Below are 15692 nucleotides of genomic sequence, written 5' to 3'. Positions count from 1 at the left end.
CCGTTCTCACTACATCATATGTTTTTTATTAACATCTGTGATAAATTTTGTCCAAAATATCATACACTCTTTATGCGACACCCACACTAACTAGATTTCTCATATTCCGATTACTTTTTATAAACGCACATTCATAAAAACACTTGCATATTGTACAGCAAAAAAGATAATTATTGGAAAGGAATGTTTATATTGAGTAATAACAAAAGTGAATTGTTAGATAACTATGACGTCTATGTAGGTAGTTCAAGAATGAACATTGTTTCACATATTCACAATGATTCAGTAGAGAATAACATTACAATTGAAATGGTTCCCATTGGCATGGTACAGATTAACAACGAATCTGGCAATTTTATATACGTATTCAGTAAAGACAGTATTATATATATCATCAACGTAGAAGATAATCAAATTCATGGAACCATTAAGTTACCTGGCTTATTAGATAATCATAATAACCATAACATTGCCTTAAGTCACAATCAATCTACCCTCTATGTAGCCAATTCCAATCCTGATTCAGGAACTGGAGGATGGATATCAGTTATTGACATTAGGCAGCATACCCTAAAAAACTCTATCCAAGTAAAAGGAAACCCTATAGGTCTTTCACTAACCCATGGTGAATATGAAGGTACCGAAAAGTTATATGTAATTAGCAAGGGGGCTCATTCTTTATCTATCATAGATACATCCAACGAAGAGGTTCTTAAATCTTTTTTCTTATCACTAGATGAGCCACAAAATTTAACCATAACTCCTGATAATAAATATTTCATTATTGGTTACAAATCCAGTGGTAAACTTCATGTCGGAGATATACAAACGGATAGCGTCATAAAGAGTATTTATAGCAACAAGGCAAAAACTCATTGTCTTGCTATATCAATGGATGGAACATTGTTGTATGTGTGCGGAAAAAGAAGTACCTCAGATAAAGGTCAAGATAAGACAGAACTAAGAATATATGATATTTCTAATGGCTTTCGTTTTGTTCGTGTCATGACTCTTAACGATAAAAGTACTGATCCACGGATGATTATAGAGTGTAAGAATGATGATGACTTTACCTCTATATTTGTTTCAGCAGAATACAGTCATAAAAAAGTATATCTCTATAAGATAGTTAGAGATATACATGTTAATAGCTTTATACTTAAAAATTCTCGAGAATTCTCTAATGAATTTAACGGTTTCTTTGCAATGACCCATGATAGCAAATATATAGTAACTGCTAATCCATATAGAAATAGTATTAGTTATGTTGATGCTGAGTCATTCAAATCCGAAGGGATAATAAGATTAAGAAAATATCCTGATACGCTTTTAGTTGTTGATAGTTCCCACATACAACCACTAAAATCTATTTCAGAAGTGCAAATAGTTGAGAACGACAAGATAGATAATTTATCAGATGACTACGATGATAATAACTAATCCTTTAGTTGGAGCTGTCTCATAAAGATCTCTCATGAGTTCAGCTCCTGGATACTTTATACGAATGCACCTCAGTATTTTGAAATGCCGGTGTTTTAGCTAGTATTGACGTACATGTCGAGCTCCCTAAATTTCAAATATCGTACAAACTTACTATTCTAGTCTTTTTTGTTTTTTTGCTTTTCTCTAAACCTACGTACTTTCATAAGATTTCCACATTTAGAATCACACCATCGCCTTGTCCTACTTCTACTCTCATCGTAGAAAACCCATTTACATTCTGGATTCTCACAAATTTTTATTCGTTCATCATCGTATTCAGTGAGTAACATAACGAAAGATGCTACTATTTCAGAAACAATCCAGTTTAAATCCTTTGTTACAGTTGTTAATTGGCTTAAATATTCTCCGCTACTATACAATAATTTGCGCTTGACCTTAGATAAAGCAAGGTAATCATTTATTTGATCAACATCTTTTTGATCTATTTCTCTATTGTAAAATATTTTTTCAAAGTAATTTGTTAGTTTCAAACGTAAATCTAAAAGTACATTAATCGTATCTTCAGTTAATTCAAGTTCAGTCTCCAAATTCCATTGCCTCAAAAATTCATCCATCCATTTGTGATCCTTTAATGGCTCTACATATGTTTTATGCGTATTGTACCATTGGCTATTCACAAAATCGATACATAAAAATTCCATATACGTAACCTCCATAAAATCAATTGACCATTACACCACGCTATGTTATACTTTAATTGTAATTGCGTAACCACTTTTAGTCAACTTGATGGTTACAAATTTAAGGATAATAATGTGTGAGGTGATTGATTTGGATGCAAACGAAACAAGAAATTGGATTAATACTGTTTTATCTGAAATTAGCAATCTAAATGAGAGTCAGGGAGAAAAAATATTAGAAAAATGCGGAAGATCATGTTCAAACTTAACTGGTTCTCGCCAGTCAGCTAAGGAAATCAGGGATAATATAGCGGAAAAAGATAATATCGATCTTCTATTTGAAACTTATAAAAAGGAAGTATATAATAACTCTCCACTACTTTATAAAGAAAATGATATCATTTACCTTGAATATCACCGTTGTGGGTGTTCTATGGTTGAGACTATGAAAAATATTGATCCATTCCTATGTAATTGCACGAAAGGATACTCTAAGGCTATATTTGAAACATTGTTTGATAAACCAGTTGATGTTCAAATACTAAAATCCATATTAAATGGAGATGAAATATGTAAGCTGACAATCAAAGTTCGTTAGATACTTTACATTACATAGTTAGCGGTCTGATTTTTTTAATAACTGATAAGGTGACAGCTAATATAGTTTCCTGTCACCTTTTTTAACCTATTTAAGAAATAGCCTTTCATTTCTATCATAACTTTCTATCTGGACACATTTATATATACTGTTGCATACTGTAAAGCAAAAAGTATAGATTGAGAAATGAAAGGATAGATAAATTAATGAATCTAGAACATGTTTGTATTAATAAAATGGAATGTGGCGAAGAAACTATATTTTTAGCTAGAGTAAAACGTGGTGATACTGAAGCTGAGGTTCGCATAACTGAAGAAACTGCAAGTTTTCTAAATGTGATTCTTTGTGTTCCTTACTGTGAAGATGGGATATGTAAAGAATTGATGTAATAATAAAATAGGAGTGTCTCATAATATGGTTTTATGAGACACCCCTAAACTTTTGGATTTAAGTATTTACAACTTAAATTTATTAGTTACTATGTTAGCTTCCTTAATAAATAATCAATTGCTTCAATACTAATAACTGCTCTTAAATTTTGAGTTTCTTTGATTTGATTTTTATCAAATCCCGCTATACCATGCTGTAAAAGAGAGGCACCTATACCCCTTTCCAATGCTCCATTGTATGTAAATAACACACAATGTTCTGCTGCAAATCCACTTATAACTACAAATTCAACATCTAAGTCTCTCAAAATCTTCTCTAAGTCCGTTTTCCAAAAAGCATTAGAATAGAACTTAGATATTCTATAATCTGAATCTTCTACTATTAAGTCTTCCATTAGGTCATAATCATCAGAACCAGGACCTTCTGAAACTTCCTCATCCTGAATAATAATCACTGGTTTTCCCGCATTTCGAAAAATATTGCTGGTTTCATTGATATACTCTAGAGCATCATCTATAGATTCTCTACATTTCTCAACATTCTTAAATGCCTTTTGCATATCAATAATTAATAACGCTATACTCATTACACATCACCTTTCATATTTTCGGCCGGGTCGCTTCTCTAGAAGAAACCACCAGCCTTGGTTTCTAATTGCGCGTTACTAAGTTTATTTTTCATAGAAGCCACCTCCTCTGTAATGATTAGATTATAATTGTTATTGATGATACTCATAAATAGTAATTATAATCTAAAGATATTATAACATGTAAAATTAGATTTTCATAACATCTAGTAAACTCTGTCAATGTTAAAACATCTCTATGCAACTCTATCCATGATGAGATAAATATCTCTTTGGATTCTTTGATGTATCATAAACTAATTCATAATAGTTATTATTGTTATATTCAAATTCTTGTATAACCTCAAGTCCCAACTTTCTTGTATGTGCTTCATATGACCTTGGATTTATTTTGTTTATAAATGTAACCATAATTGGATACCTTTCTGACATTTGCTCAATGGCAAAATCAAAAACTTTTTCTAGCACGCCAGTTCCTCTGACACTTTTATCTACACACACTGGTCCATATTGGTATGAATTATCGACGCTAAGTTTTCTCCCAAGATATTCTAAGTTAGGTAAATCCGCTATCATGTGTTGGAACATTGGCCACTTAGACCAAAACTGCCAAGATGCTGACATAGCATAGGCTATAACTTTCTTATCTATTTTTGCTATGGCTATACCTTTTTCTTCGTTAATTAAATCTGATAACAGTTCCTTCGTAAAAGAAGTTGTTACGAATCCATCTTTCTTATCTTCTTCAGCGATTGTATCGACTTGATATTTGCTATGGAGTTCTAAGATTCCATCTATATCAGTAAGTTCAGCAATTTTTAACTGCATTTATATTCCTCCTTTTTATTTCTTAGTTAGTTGTTCTATTAATTTTTTATTTTTCCTTCTTTTATTCCTTTTAATGATTGAAATTCTCTTTCACTTAAAAAGGTAGAACCTAAAATTAGAATACCTCCAATTATCTCATAAACACTTATATTCTCCTTTAAAAAGATTGAGGCAAAGAATATAGCGGAAATAGGATCAACATAACAGAATATTGCAATTGATTGGGCTTCTAACTCTTTCATTGAGGAAAAATACAATAGATATGCTACTCCTGTATGAACTATCCCAAGAACAAGGATAAAGATTATTGATATAGGATTTAATTTTGCTATCTGGATATTGCTTTGATACAGAATAACTGGAAGTAATACAATTAAAGAAAATATCAGTTGAATCAATGTTGTCTGGAATCCTGTCAAATTCTTTATTTTCTTATTCATTAAGATTACACTTGAGTAAAATACAGCAGCTGATAGACTATAAATTATTCCTTTTGCATAATTCTTAGAATTTTGTAAAACAACAGACTTATCGTTAATGATTAGTACTAATCCAATCATAGCAACAATAACACAAATCAACTTAACAATATTTAATCTTTCCTTTAGAACTACTGGTGATAGAAGAATCACGAATACCGGAGCCAAATAATAGACTAAAGTAGCACTAGACACAGAAACATATTCATAGGCTCTGAATAATAATACCCAATTGATCCCAAGTGCCGATCCTGAAATTATTAGCAAAAGAATGTTTTGCTTCAGTGCTTGAATAGAGTATTTCTCTTTTATAAAAAAGCCAGCAACTAACAAGAACATACTTCCTATAAAAGCTCTTAAAAAAGCTATTTCTATCGGAGAAAGATTAATATTTCTAACAAAAACTCCTATGCTTCCATATATGAGCATGGCAATTACTATTTTAATTCTACCCTTCATACTTTTTACTCCTCCTATCAAGTTCCTTTGAATTCTAAAATCTTAAAATCCAATAAGTCTTTGTTAGAAAGAATTATACATGCGATTTTATCATCTGTAAAATTGAAATAACTGAATGCATCTATCAGTTTTTTTGATATACTAATCTTATACTATATATTCATATCGAGGAGGAGTAAAGTGGAAATCAGACATTTCATTACATTTAGAACGATAGTTGAGCTAGGGAGCTTTACTCGAGCTTCTGAGCATTTGGGATATGCTCAATCAAGTATCACTTCACATATTCAGGCACTAGAGTCTAACTTAGGAGCACAGCTATTTGATAGAGTCGGAAAAAACATATCCTTAACTGATACTGGAAATCAATTGTTAAAGTATACGAATGAGCTTCTAAGTACCTATGAAAAAATCGAGCACATGAAATATGATCAGAATAACCCTAGTGGCACCATCAAAATAGGTGCACCAGAAACTTTATTGATATATAGGCTAAACTCTATCTTCAAACAATATAAAAAGGAATTCCCGCAGGTAAAGATAATTATAAAAGATGTATCTCATGCTAAATTAAGGGAAGCTCTTCATAAAGGGGAATTAGATTTGGCTTTTATTTTGGATAGTAAAATTTCTGATTCCGATTTGATAATTGAAGAATTAATAGAAGAGAAAATGTGTCTTGTACTTCCTCCAGATTACTCTTTAGATGACAAGGATTCTATTTCCGAAAACCTTGCAGCCTTCTTTACTGAAAAAGGATGTAGTTATAGGTATATTTTCGAAGAATATTTACAAAGTAATGCCATATCTACAGAAAATGTTATGGAAACCTGGAGTATAGAAACAATAAAGAAGTGCGCAATGAACGGTATAGCCATATCTTTATTGCCTTTGATTACAATTATTGATGATTTAAAAGCCAATAATGTTTCTGTCTCTCTATTAGAGCTTGAGCAAAAGAAAATGATATCTCAAATTGCATATCATAAAAATAAGTGGATTTCACCAGCATTAAAAAAATTTATTGAACTTACATTACAACACTCTAAGCAATGGACAGCTCCAAATATATAGCAAAAGACTGGCTTATTTATCATCGTTCATTAATTAATATATAGCAAAAACTATTATCTAAATTTCAACTTGCATAGGAATATTATACAAAACCAATCCTATATAGACCTGACATATTTTACTCTATAGGAGTGTTTTTTTTGATTAAATAAAAGGTTTATTAAATATTTCGCTATTATATAAGTTCCTTCTTACTATTAACTAGTCCATTCTTACGAATAGTATCTAATTCTTTAGCATCAAATACCCCCTCATTAAATAGTTTTAAATATTCTCCTGAAACAGGACTATCAAATATTAAGACATCATCTGAATTTACAGTCACCTTAATACCATTATCGAATAACCTTCGAATAGGATGATTCTTAATTGACTCCACCCTACCTAGCATTACATTACTTGTAGGACAAATGTTAAGTTGTATGTTGTTCTCAGATAACCAGTTCATAACCTGAAGTGATTGACTAGCAGCTATTCCATGCTGAACTTCATTAAGCTCTAATTCCGAAACAGCTCTTTTCACAGAGTCCGCATCTCCCCATTCGCCAACATGAGCTTTCAATATCAGTCCTTTTTCTTTAGCCCTACGATAAATCCCTTTAAAATTCTCAATGGGTTGAGCCAGTTCATCTCCATATAGATCAATGGAATAAAAACATTCGTAATCCCAGAATGGCCCTATCCATTCTTCCAATTTTCTAACTTCACAATGCCGTGATAACCCTATTTGTAACCTTAACTCCATATCAGGTGCAATCATATTATGTGCAGAGTCGAAAATACTCAATAATTCTTCAACATTGTTATTATAAAAGTAGCTATTAGCCCAAATATCTTCCCCTACTTCTAAAATCGTAACTCCATCATATTTAGCTTGAGCTAAGCTAGCTTCTAATGCTAATCTCCGACCTTTCTTCCCTTCAAATGCTTTTCCTAAATGCTTATTAACCCAACTGTGCATTTCATCCATATTATTAAGTTTATGATTCAAGAAAGGAATCTTTATTCCTGTCCTTTCAAATATGTATTCTCTATTCCCGCCAAGGTAAAAGTGATTGTGTAGATCAGCCTTTGGTATTTTTCTTAAGGATTCTATATCATTCATTTTCAACGCATTAATAAACTTCTCACTATAATTCATACTTCTTCCCCCTATTCTTTTAAGTACTAACTTAATCAAGGAAATAACACTCTTTACTAGATTATATGTTAATAGAGTTCTAAAAATCTTACATCAGCTCCAATCTTACATAATTTTACCACATATAGCATTATTTCAACCTTGTTTTAATGTGATTTTTATGTTAACATAATATATGTCGCACTAGATGGGGAGGTAGCGGTGTCCTGTAACCTGCAATCCGCTATAGCAGGATTGAATTCCTATCTTAGGCATGATGTTTGTAGAGTCTGCCCTGAATAAGTGGTGAGGATAATTGGGTCTTACGCAACGGGAACTTGTGAACCCCGCCAGGTCCGGAAGGAAGCAACGGTAAGTAAGCCCTCTCGTGTGCCGTGAGGTAGCCTGGTTTGAGCTAACTGTTTAGGTAACGTCTGTGGCAGCTTGTCAAGGATGGGTGCGCGACTACATATTGATATTTAAGCACGTGGCTTATAAAGTCCATGTGCTTTTTTAATTGCTTAAAACTTCTCAAATTTCTTGATGCAAACCTTGATCTACTTGCCTCTAATAAATTTAATCCTCTTCGTAAGTCTTAATAAGATTTGTCTTTATCCCCCTAAGTTTTGCTTTTTTGCTAATATTTTAAATAGGTTCTTATATAAATTTGCATTATATGGATAAACTATATAATATTTCATTTAATTTGAACATTCAGCTAACATTTTTATCGACTGTTATATTATTCTGGAGGAAAAAATAGTGAAAAAGGAAGTTATCTCGGATAAGCAAGGAATATTTCTTACAATCCTAGCAATAATAGGAACCTCTGTGATAATCGTAATGGGATTGAGTGCTAAAAAAGATTTATGGATAGCCAATATTCTATCAATATTCATGGCATTACCTCTGGTGACCATATATGCTCGTTTACATCATATTTTTACAGGCAAGGATTTATTTGATATACTTTTTATTTGTTTTGGAAAACTCTTTGGTACAGTGATTAGTATATTGTATATTTGGTTTACATTTCATATAGGAGCCTTAATAACACACGATTTTGGAACCTTTATAACTTCAGTTTCTTTACCTGAAACTCCTGAATTTACACTCATGTTGGTTATTATAGTTCTGGGAATTTGGGCAGTCAAGAAAGGAGTCGAATTATTAGGTAGATGGACAACACTTTTTGCTCCTTTTATTATGTTATTTATATTTACAATTATCTTATTATTAATTCCTCATATGAACATAAATAATATTCGTCCTGTGTTAAGTAATGGTATAAGGCCTGTTATAAAGGGAGCGTTTTATTCCTTTGCATTTCCTTTTGCTGAGACAGTAATCCTTACTATGTTTTTTTCAGATTTTCAATCAAAAAGATCTCCTTATAAGATTTATCTAGTTGGTCTATTATTAGGAGGATTTATTTTAGTTTCTCTTAATTTAACAATTCTTCTTGTCTTAGGCATAAATACATCATTGAGTCTTTATTTTCCTACTCATTCTATCGCAACAAGGATAAACATTGGAGTTTTTTTTCAAAGGATAGAAATAATTTCAGCTATTATATTTATATTAGGAGGCTTTGTGAAGATGAGTATATCTTTATTAGCAGCTTGTAAGGGAATTGCTAAAATTTTTGGTTGCGCTGATTACCGTTTTATAGTGGCACCCATTGCTTTACTAATGAATAATTTATCTGTTATTATATATGATAGTACCATGGAAGTTATAGAATTTGCTTCTACAGTATCCCCATATTATAAGTTTCCTTTCCAAGTAATTCTCCCTATTATTATTCTAATTGTTGCTGAAATAAAGAAAAAGAAATTGGTGACCGAATTATAAAAACCCCTTCTCAAAAACAAAAATATTTCAAAAGGGGTTGTAAAAAATTTTATCCTATTTTCAACAAACTCCATAAACCTATGGTTCAGCTCTTAAACACTTTATTCTCTACTAATAAAAGAATACGTTACTTTGGCGTTTTGGCATATAATTGAACTATTATAAGGATTAAAAGAAAAACTATAGTTGGTAATCCACTAAAAATAACAGTTATGACTGATAGTATTTTCTTTCTATTCTTCTTAAATAGATCTATTATCCCCAAAGTAAATGCTGATAATTGCAATAGTATTGAAGTACCGGAAATGAGGAATCCTTTGTCTTCAGGAATAAATCCGGTATTGAATAGACTTGCGCCACCAAAAAAGCTTATTGTGCCAAGTAAAAATAAGCAAAAGGCAATAATACTTAGTTTAGAAATGCGTACCTTCTCATTATCCATTCTGAAAATCTCACCCCATATAATAATTTAATGAGTCATGATAAAACCCTATATATATTATTAGTTCTATAGTTTTTTCTTTATTCAAACATTTTACTATTAAGCTCGCTCTTTACCTCTATATCAAATATACCTTTATTCATACTACCATAATACCCTAAATTTTTTGCTTGAGATTTTTACTAAAATATATTCTAAATGAAAATACTATATAAATAATTGTGAGGAGAAGATAAAATGACTGAAATAATGAAAGAGATATCAATCGTTCTAATAAGAATAGTTACTATACTGCCCTTGTTATTATTCGTCACATTATTCATGGGAAAACGTGCAATAGGTGAATTGCCAGTATTTGATTACCTAATTATTATTACTTTAGGATCGGTTACTGGAGCAGACATTGCAGATCCTGATGTTAAGCAGATACCTACTATAGTAGCAATAATATCTATTGGTCTTCTTCAACGTTTAGTTGCAAATTTAAAAATTTCTAATCGTAAGATTGGCCATTTGATAACGTTCGAGCCTACTGTAGTTATACAAGATGGTAAATTCATTAATAAAAATCTGAAAAAAAATCGCTATTCTATTGATAATATACTTAATAAGCTTAGAGAAAAAGATATATTTGACATTAGTGAAGTGGAAACAGCAATTATAGAAGCAACTGGAAATTTGAGTGTTTTAAAGAAAGCGCAGAAAAATCCAGTTACATTAGAAGATATGGGAATTCTAAGGGCATCTTCGCCTATTGCTTTTCCTATCATTATGGACGGAACAATTTATTCAAATGTTTTAAAAAAATTCAATTTGAATGAAGCATGGTTATATCAAGAATTATCACACCAAGGAATTAGTAACATAGAAAGAGTTTTTTATGCCTCTATAAATTCAGATCTTAACTTACACGTTTCTTTAAAGGATGATAGTGACATAGTGATCCCTCCTATCAGATAAGAATCTAATTTAAGTATTCAACAATCTCATTCTATAGGCCTGTACAGCAGTTTTACTAAGCCTTTTTACAAGCTTAGAATTGACATAGGCACCTACAAAAGCGCCAATTCCAGGAATCATCTGCAATAGTTTTGCCAAATCAATATAGTCCCTATACTCCAGTTGAAAGGTTCTCCAATCAAAAGCGTTGATGTCATCAGGTAATGTGGAAAAATATTCTTCAATGTTTTCCATTTTGGCAAATACCTTATTTACATTGCTTTTGCTTGAAAAAGCAAGTTGGAATATATTTAGTATATAAATTCTTTCTTTATAGTCGTTAACATCAAAGCCATATATAGCAGCAATATCATAAAGTAACTTGATTTTAATACCTAAAAGTAAAGGTAAGTCAGTGAGACCTAGAATTATTCCACCAGCGCCAGTTCCTGCACCTTCTATTAAAGCAGTTGCCTTATATATCTTAACTTTTTTCGCGACTAATTTTTCTCTTTCCCTCAAGGTTAAATTTGCATAAGGTGTCTTAGTAATATATTTAGAACCAAATAGAACTGCTTTAGTCATGTTTTTTATAGCCGCAGTAACTATTTCATGATATTTTTCAGGTAATATTCCATTAATTTTATTCTGAACACCCTTCGATATTTTTCCAGGTAATGAAGGTTTTCTCCTCATTTTTCTCTTCCATCTATTCAGTTCTTTCATAGCCATTTCATTATAGTAATCCATTATAACCACCTATCTATATTGTTTCTAGTATTCCTTTCTTCTTATAATAATGCCATTGTGTATTTAAAACAAGCCCATTATTAGTAAAATTTGTTCTTATAACAATATGACACTCATAAGAGTCTAGTCAAAGATAATCACTATTCTACTCCCTAATTATATGATAAAATAGTAAGCTTTATTTAGATATGCTCTTTAACATAGAATGGATGCAACATTTAAAGCACCTACCATTAAGTAAATAGTAGATGCTCTCATAATTTTGCCTTAAAAATAATTTATGTAAGTATTATTTTAAGAGTGAAATATTATTTAATTCCAGCAGCTATTTTAATGTTTTCCTGATGTTCGCTGTCTATTTGTCCATCCTTATGTCTTGTGCTATTTAAAAAGTGAATATCAAACACACCATCAATTCCATTACCTTTTACCCAATCCAAATTATACCCTGGTCCATAATCATCACTTCTCCATGTAGTATATAATCCTCCAGGAGCATTATCATTTCCTGCATGGGGCATACTTGAAACACTGGCTGCAATTCTTCTTCCATTGTATTCAATAATTACTGGTCTGCGTACCCAACTTAAACTCCCACCCCAGATTTCCTTCATCTTATTTGTCTCTTCTACCGTCAAGGTTTCTGCATCTGCATGATTTGCTCCTGTTGTCCTTTTAACCATAAAGGATTTTCCGGTATAAAAGTCAATTACTTTAAATACCGCATTAGTAGGAAGTACATATTGAGCTTCATTCCACCAGTCTAGATACTCTCCATACTCAGGACCTGGTGTTTCCTTTACAGGAATATTATAAACTGGTATTTTCAAAGTATCTCCAATGTTAAGCATTGTATTTTCATTTATATTATTCACCTTAAGCAACTCACTGTAGGGAATTCCAAACTTGAGTGCAATCTTCCATGGGTCATCTCCTTTTTGTACTGTATACGACTCGTAGCTTATGTATGGTTTGTCAGGGTCGCCGTTATCTGCGGAATTAGGAATTATAATCTCTTGTCCTATCAATAGCATAGAGTTTTCATTAGCATTATTAACTTCCAATAAATCATCTAAGGATACTCCGAGCTTCTGACTTATAATCCAATATGTATCTCCAGATTGAACTGTATATTTTTGAGGATCTTCATTTGATGAACTATTAGGGATTATTACTTCATCTCCTATGTTCAAAACTGTATTTTCTGTTGCGTTATTTATCTTCATCAGTTCGTATATATCTACTCCATATTTTTCGCTAATTATCCAAAATGTATCTCCTGACTTTACAATATGTATTTTACTTTCGCTATTCTCCTGTGGTATTAGTATGTTTTGTCCAACATATAACACTGTATTTTCATCGGCATTATTGATTGCCATTAATTCATTTAAATCTACATTATGACTCTGACTAATTATCCAGAATGTCTCTCCTGCCTTTACTGTATAATTCAGATTTTGTGCATGGCCCACCATTAGGCCACCAGAGATCATGCCTATCCCTATTGCTGTTGAAAGTAATAACTTTTTTAATCGCATACATCTTCTCCTTTTCTTCTTTTGTTCTTTAGGTATCTGCTACTTCAAAAGCATACATTAGTTTACATAAATTTTCTATAAATGCTTAATTAGATATTTTTGTCGTATTTCCTTTATGTAAAATATGGATTTAGAATAGCAATTCAGAAATGTTGGGATAGGTTTCTATAGTTTTATTAAATTATCATGCTAACCTACTATATAGATGACTCAATTCACAAATCCAATAGAAAATCATCACCTGATAAGTTTCTTCAGTATTTTCTTTTATAGAGTAAAAAGCACCTACCATTAAATAGTAGATGCTGAGGCTGTTAAAAGTTAGAGGTCTGTTTCTAAGGGTTTACTTTTAGATGGCTCTTAAAAAAGATTACCTATGATTGATTTAAACTGTTTTTTCGTATCTTTCTTTGTTATAATTGTACTCATGAAGAGCATTCCTTTGTTGCTTGTTGTTTTGTAGTGATTAGATTATGCTGAACAAGGAAATGTCTTTTTATTCTTTTAGAACCATGAGTGTTAATATCGCAAGCTACCGTTTCAACAAACATATACGAAGGTTGAGTATATTTTTAGTAGGAAGCTTCTTGTTATATTTTTCTTATAAAATAGAAAGAATAAACTAAAATTTGAAATCAAAAAGGAGAAAAAATGTTATTTGAAAACTTAGATATAATCAAACCCATTCAAAAGGCATTAAAAGAACAAGGATATACAGAAACTACTCCAATACAAGAAAAGTCTATTCCAACTATACTAAGTAGAAAGGATTTTGTGGGTTGTGCGCAGACTGGTACTGGAAAAACAGCAGCTTTTGCTATTCCAGTATTACAAAATCTTTTTATTGAGAAAAGAGTTGCAAAAGGTCCTAGACCTATTAGAGCTTTGGTATTAGCTCCTACTAGAGAATTGGCCATTCAGATAGGAGAAAGTTTTACTACGTATGGTAAATACACGAACCTTAAAAATGTGGTTATTTTTGGTGGAGTATCACAAAGACCTCAAACAAATGCACTCAAAGCAGGAGTGGATATACTAGTTGCAACGCCAGGAAGAATGCTTGATCTATTTAATCAGAAATATATTGACTTACGTAATGTAAAATATTTTGTACTTGATGAGGCAGATCGCATGTTGGACATGGGAATGATTCATGATGTAAAAAGAATAATAGCACAACTACCCAGAGTTAGACAAACTATGTTATTCTCTGCAACTATGCCAGCAGAAATCACAAAACTAGTAAATTCTGTTGTTAAAAATCCGGTAAAAATAAAAGTTACACCTGTTTCATCTACGGTAGATGCTATTTCACAAAAAGTATATTTTGTTCGTAAAAGACATAAAAAGTCTTTACTAAAGCATTTATTGAAAAACGAATCTATAGATTCTGTTTTGGTGTTTTCAAGAACAAAACGTGGTGCAAATGCAATTACAAATGGTCTTATTAAAGCAGGGATAGATGCTGAAGCCATTCATGGAAATAAATCACAGAATGCACGACAACGTGCCTTAAATAATTTTAAAGAAGGAAAGACAAAGGTTTTGGTAGCAACGGATATAGCAGCAAGAGGTATTGATGTGAATGAATTATCTCATGTAATTAATTTTGATTTGCCTGAAGTACCAGAAACTTATGTTCATAGAATTGGACGTACTGGAAGAGCTGGATCTAAAGGAGTTGCACTTTCCTTCTGTGATGAGGAAGAAAATGCTTACCTTACTAATATTGAAAAACTTATCCGTAAGACAATACCAGCAATAGAAGAACATCCTCACAAAATGATCCCTGGTACTACACCAATAGTGAAGAAAAAAACTGTTAAAAATACTTCTACTAAAAAATATAGCCAAAATAAAAACTCTCGTAGAAGAAAAAATAAGTTTCCAAAATAGAAAAAAATGCTTTAAATAGTAAGGTGAAAACATTTAAAGGTGTAAGTCTCACAATGATGAATTTCATGTTATTTGAACTTCATTCATTGTGAAACACCGTATTAGTTGAACTCAAAAGGTACTTTTGTCAGGCAGTTAATTCCTTAACCTTAGCTATAACTTCAATTTCTACTGCTGCATTACCAGGTAACGTATTTACACCTACAGCTACCCTTGCATGCTTTCCTTTATACCCAAATATTTTTTCAATGAGCTCCGATGCTCCATTGATTACCTGTGATTGATTATAAAAGTCATCACTGCTATTTACATATCCAGTTAACTTAACTATTCCTTCAATATTATCTAGATCACCAGCCTCAGATTTTAATGCGCTAATACACCTCAGTGCACATATCCTTGAAGCTTCATATCCCTCTTCTACAGTTAAATCTCTTCCTAGTTTTCCTTTATAGAGTAAAGTACTCCCATCCTTAGGAGTTTGACCCGATACAAAGATGAATTTGTCTGATAAAACTACAGGTACATATATTGCTGCAGGTTTCGGACATTCAGGCAGCCTTATATTTAATTCTTTTAGTCTTTTTTCAATATTCATGCCTTCATTCCCCCA

Annotated in this window: 16 protein-coding genes and 1 other RNA gene; 8 read left to right on the top strand and 9 right to left on the bottom strand. The window is 31.7% G+C overall.

What is annotated here, in order from left to right:
* Nucleotides 1-192: 192 nt before the first annotated feature.
* Entirely contained in the window at nt 193-1440 is a 1248-nt protein-coding gene (locus R9X47_RS28165; RefSeq protein WP_432664381.1) for a YncE family protein, read from the top strand.
* 158 nt (nt 1441-1598) lie between these two features.
* Here R9X47_RS28165 and R9X47_RS28160 read toward each other — a convergent pair whose 3' ends face one another.
* Nucleotides 1599-2144, bottom strand: coding sequence for a CGNR zinc finger domain-containing protein (locus tag R9X47_RS28160; protein WP_432664380.1), 546 nt, complete (start codon nt 2142-2144; stop codon nt 1599-1601).
* A 130-nt stretch (nt 2145-2274) separates the two neighbouring features.
* Between R9X47_RS28160 and R9X47_RS28155 the strand changes: the two genes are divergently transcribed.
* Together R9X47_RS28155 and R9X47_RS28150 are read left to right on the top strand one after the other, a co-directional pair.
* Nucleotides 2275-2721, top strand: coding sequence for a DUF6144 family protein (locus tag R9X47_RS28155; protein WP_432664379.1), 447 nt, complete (start codon nt 2275-2277; stop codon nt 2719-2721).
* Between the two features lie 206 nt (nt 2722-2927).
* Nucleotides 2928-3110: a hypothetical protein gene (locus R9X47_RS28150; protein ID WP_432664378.1), complete on the top strand. Its 183-nt coding sequence runs from the start codon at nt 2928-2930 to the stop codon at nt 3108-3110.
* Nucleotides 3111-3199: 89 nt separating this feature from the next.
* Here R9X47_RS28150 and R9X47_RS28145 read toward each other — a convergent pair whose 3' ends face one another.
* The 3 genes from R9X47_RS28145 to R9X47_RS28135 all read right to left on the bottom strand — a co-directional run bounded on the left by R9X47_RS28145 (nt 3200) and on the right by R9X47_RS28135 (nt 5463).
* Nucleotides 3200-3697 carry an isochorismatase family protein gene (locus R9X47_RS28145; RefSeq protein WP_432664377.1) on the bottom strand — a complete coding sequence of 166 codons (498 nt, stop codon included), beginning with the start codon at nt 3695-3697 and terminating at the stop codon, nt 3200-3202.
* A gap of 246 nt (nt 3698-3943) precedes the next feature.
* Entirely contained in the window at nt 3944-4525 is a 582-nt protein-coding gene (locus R9X47_RS28140) for a GNAT family acetyltransferase (protein WP_432664376.1), read from the bottom strand.
* A 38-nt stretch (nt 4526-4563) separates the two neighbouring features.
* Nucleotides 4564-5463: a DMT family transporter gene (locus R9X47_RS28135; protein WP_432664375.1), complete on the bottom strand. Its 900-nt coding sequence runs from the start codon at nt 5461-5463 to the stop codon at nt 4564-4566.
* Between the two features lie 180 nt (nt 5464-5643).
* On the opposite strand from R9X47_RS28135, the gene R9X47_RS28130 reads away from it, so the two are divergent.
* Nucleotides 5644-6537: a LysR family transcriptional regulator gene (locus tag R9X47_RS28130; protein ID WP_432664374.1), complete on the top strand. Its 894-nt coding sequence runs from the start codon at nt 5644-5646 to the stop codon at nt 6535-6537.
* Between the two features lie 175 nt (nt 6538-6712).
* Here the strand turns inward: R9X47_RS28130 and R9X47_RS28125 are convergent, their stop codons facing one another.
* On the bottom strand, nt 6713-7678 hold the full coding sequence (locus R9X47_RS28125; RefSeq protein WP_432664373.1) for an adenosine deaminase: 966 nt from the start codon (nt 7676-7678) through the stop codon (nt 6713-6715).
* 178 nt (nt 7679-7856) lie between these two features.
* Here R9X47_RS28125 and ffs point away from each other — a divergent pair.
* Together ffs and R9X47_RS28115 are read left to right on the top strand one after the other, a co-directional pair.
* Nucleotides 7857-8122: signal recognition particle sRNA large type (ffs, locus tag R9X47_RS28120), an RNA gene on the top strand.
* A 297-nt stretch (nt 8123-8419) separates the two neighbouring features.
* Nucleotides 8420-9511 carry a GerAB/ArcD/ProY family transporter gene (locus tag R9X47_RS28115; RefSeq protein ID WP_432664372.1) on the top strand — a complete coding sequence of 364 codons (1092 nt, stop codon included), beginning with the start codon at nt 8420-8422 and terminating at the stop codon, nt 9509-9511.
* Between the two features lie 127 nt (nt 9512-9638).
* On the opposite strand, the gene R9X47_RS28110 is transcribed toward R9X47_RS28115, so the two are convergent.
* Entirely contained in the window at nt 9639-9953 is a 315-nt protein-coding gene (locus R9X47_RS28110; protein WP_432664371.1) for a hypothetical protein, read from the bottom strand.
* Nucleotides 9954-10190: 237 nt separating this feature from the next.
* On the opposite strand from R9X47_RS28110, the gene R9X47_RS28105 reads away from it, so the two are divergent.
* Nucleotides 10191-10913, top strand: coding sequence for a DUF421 domain-containing protein (locus R9X47_RS28105; protein ID WP_432664370.1), 723 nt, complete (start codon nt 10191-10193; stop codon nt 10911-10913).
* A gap of 9 nt (nt 10914-10922) precedes the next feature.
* Here R9X47_RS28105 and R9X47_RS28100 read toward each other — a convergent pair whose 3' ends face one another.
* On the bottom strand, nt 10923-11642 hold the full coding sequence (locus tag R9X47_RS28100; RefSeq protein ID WP_432664369.1) for an EcsC family protein: 720 nt from the start codon (nt 11640-11642) through the stop codon (nt 10923-10925).
* Between the two features lie 308 nt (nt 11643-11950).
* Nucleotides 11951-13183, bottom strand: a complete 1233-nt coding sequence (locus R9X47_RS28095) for a LysM peptidoglycan-binding domain-containing protein (protein WP_432664368.1) — start codon at nt 13181-13183, stop codon at nt 11951-11953.
* A 651-nt stretch (nt 13184-13834) separates the two neighbouring features.
* Between R9X47_RS28095 and R9X47_RS28090 the strand changes: the two genes are divergently transcribed.
* Nucleotides 13835-15079: a DEAD/DEAH box helicase gene (locus R9X47_RS28090; RefSeq protein ID WP_432664367.1), complete on the top strand. Its 1245-nt coding sequence runs from the start codon at nt 13835-13837 to the stop codon at nt 15077-15079.
* 127 nt (nt 15080-15206) lie between these two features.
* On the opposite strand, the gene R9X47_RS28085 is transcribed toward R9X47_RS28090, so the two are convergent.
* Complete coding sequence (locus R9X47_RS28085) at nt 15207-15677, bottom strand: RidA family protein (RefSeq protein ID WP_432664366.1); 471 nt, start codon at nt 15675-15677, stop codon at nt 15207-15209.
* Between the last annotated feature and the right edge of the window lie 15 nt (nt 15678-15692).

Source organism: Wukongibacter baidiensis (genome assembly GCF_050888315.1).
Taxonomy (GTDB): domain Bacteria; phylum Bacillota; class Clostridia; order Peptostreptococcales; family Caminicellaceae; genus Wukongibacter; species Wukongibacter baidiensis.
The sequence above is the reverse complement of the archived record's forward strand: the minus strand, read 5'-3'. Positions and strand labels throughout refer to the sequence as shown.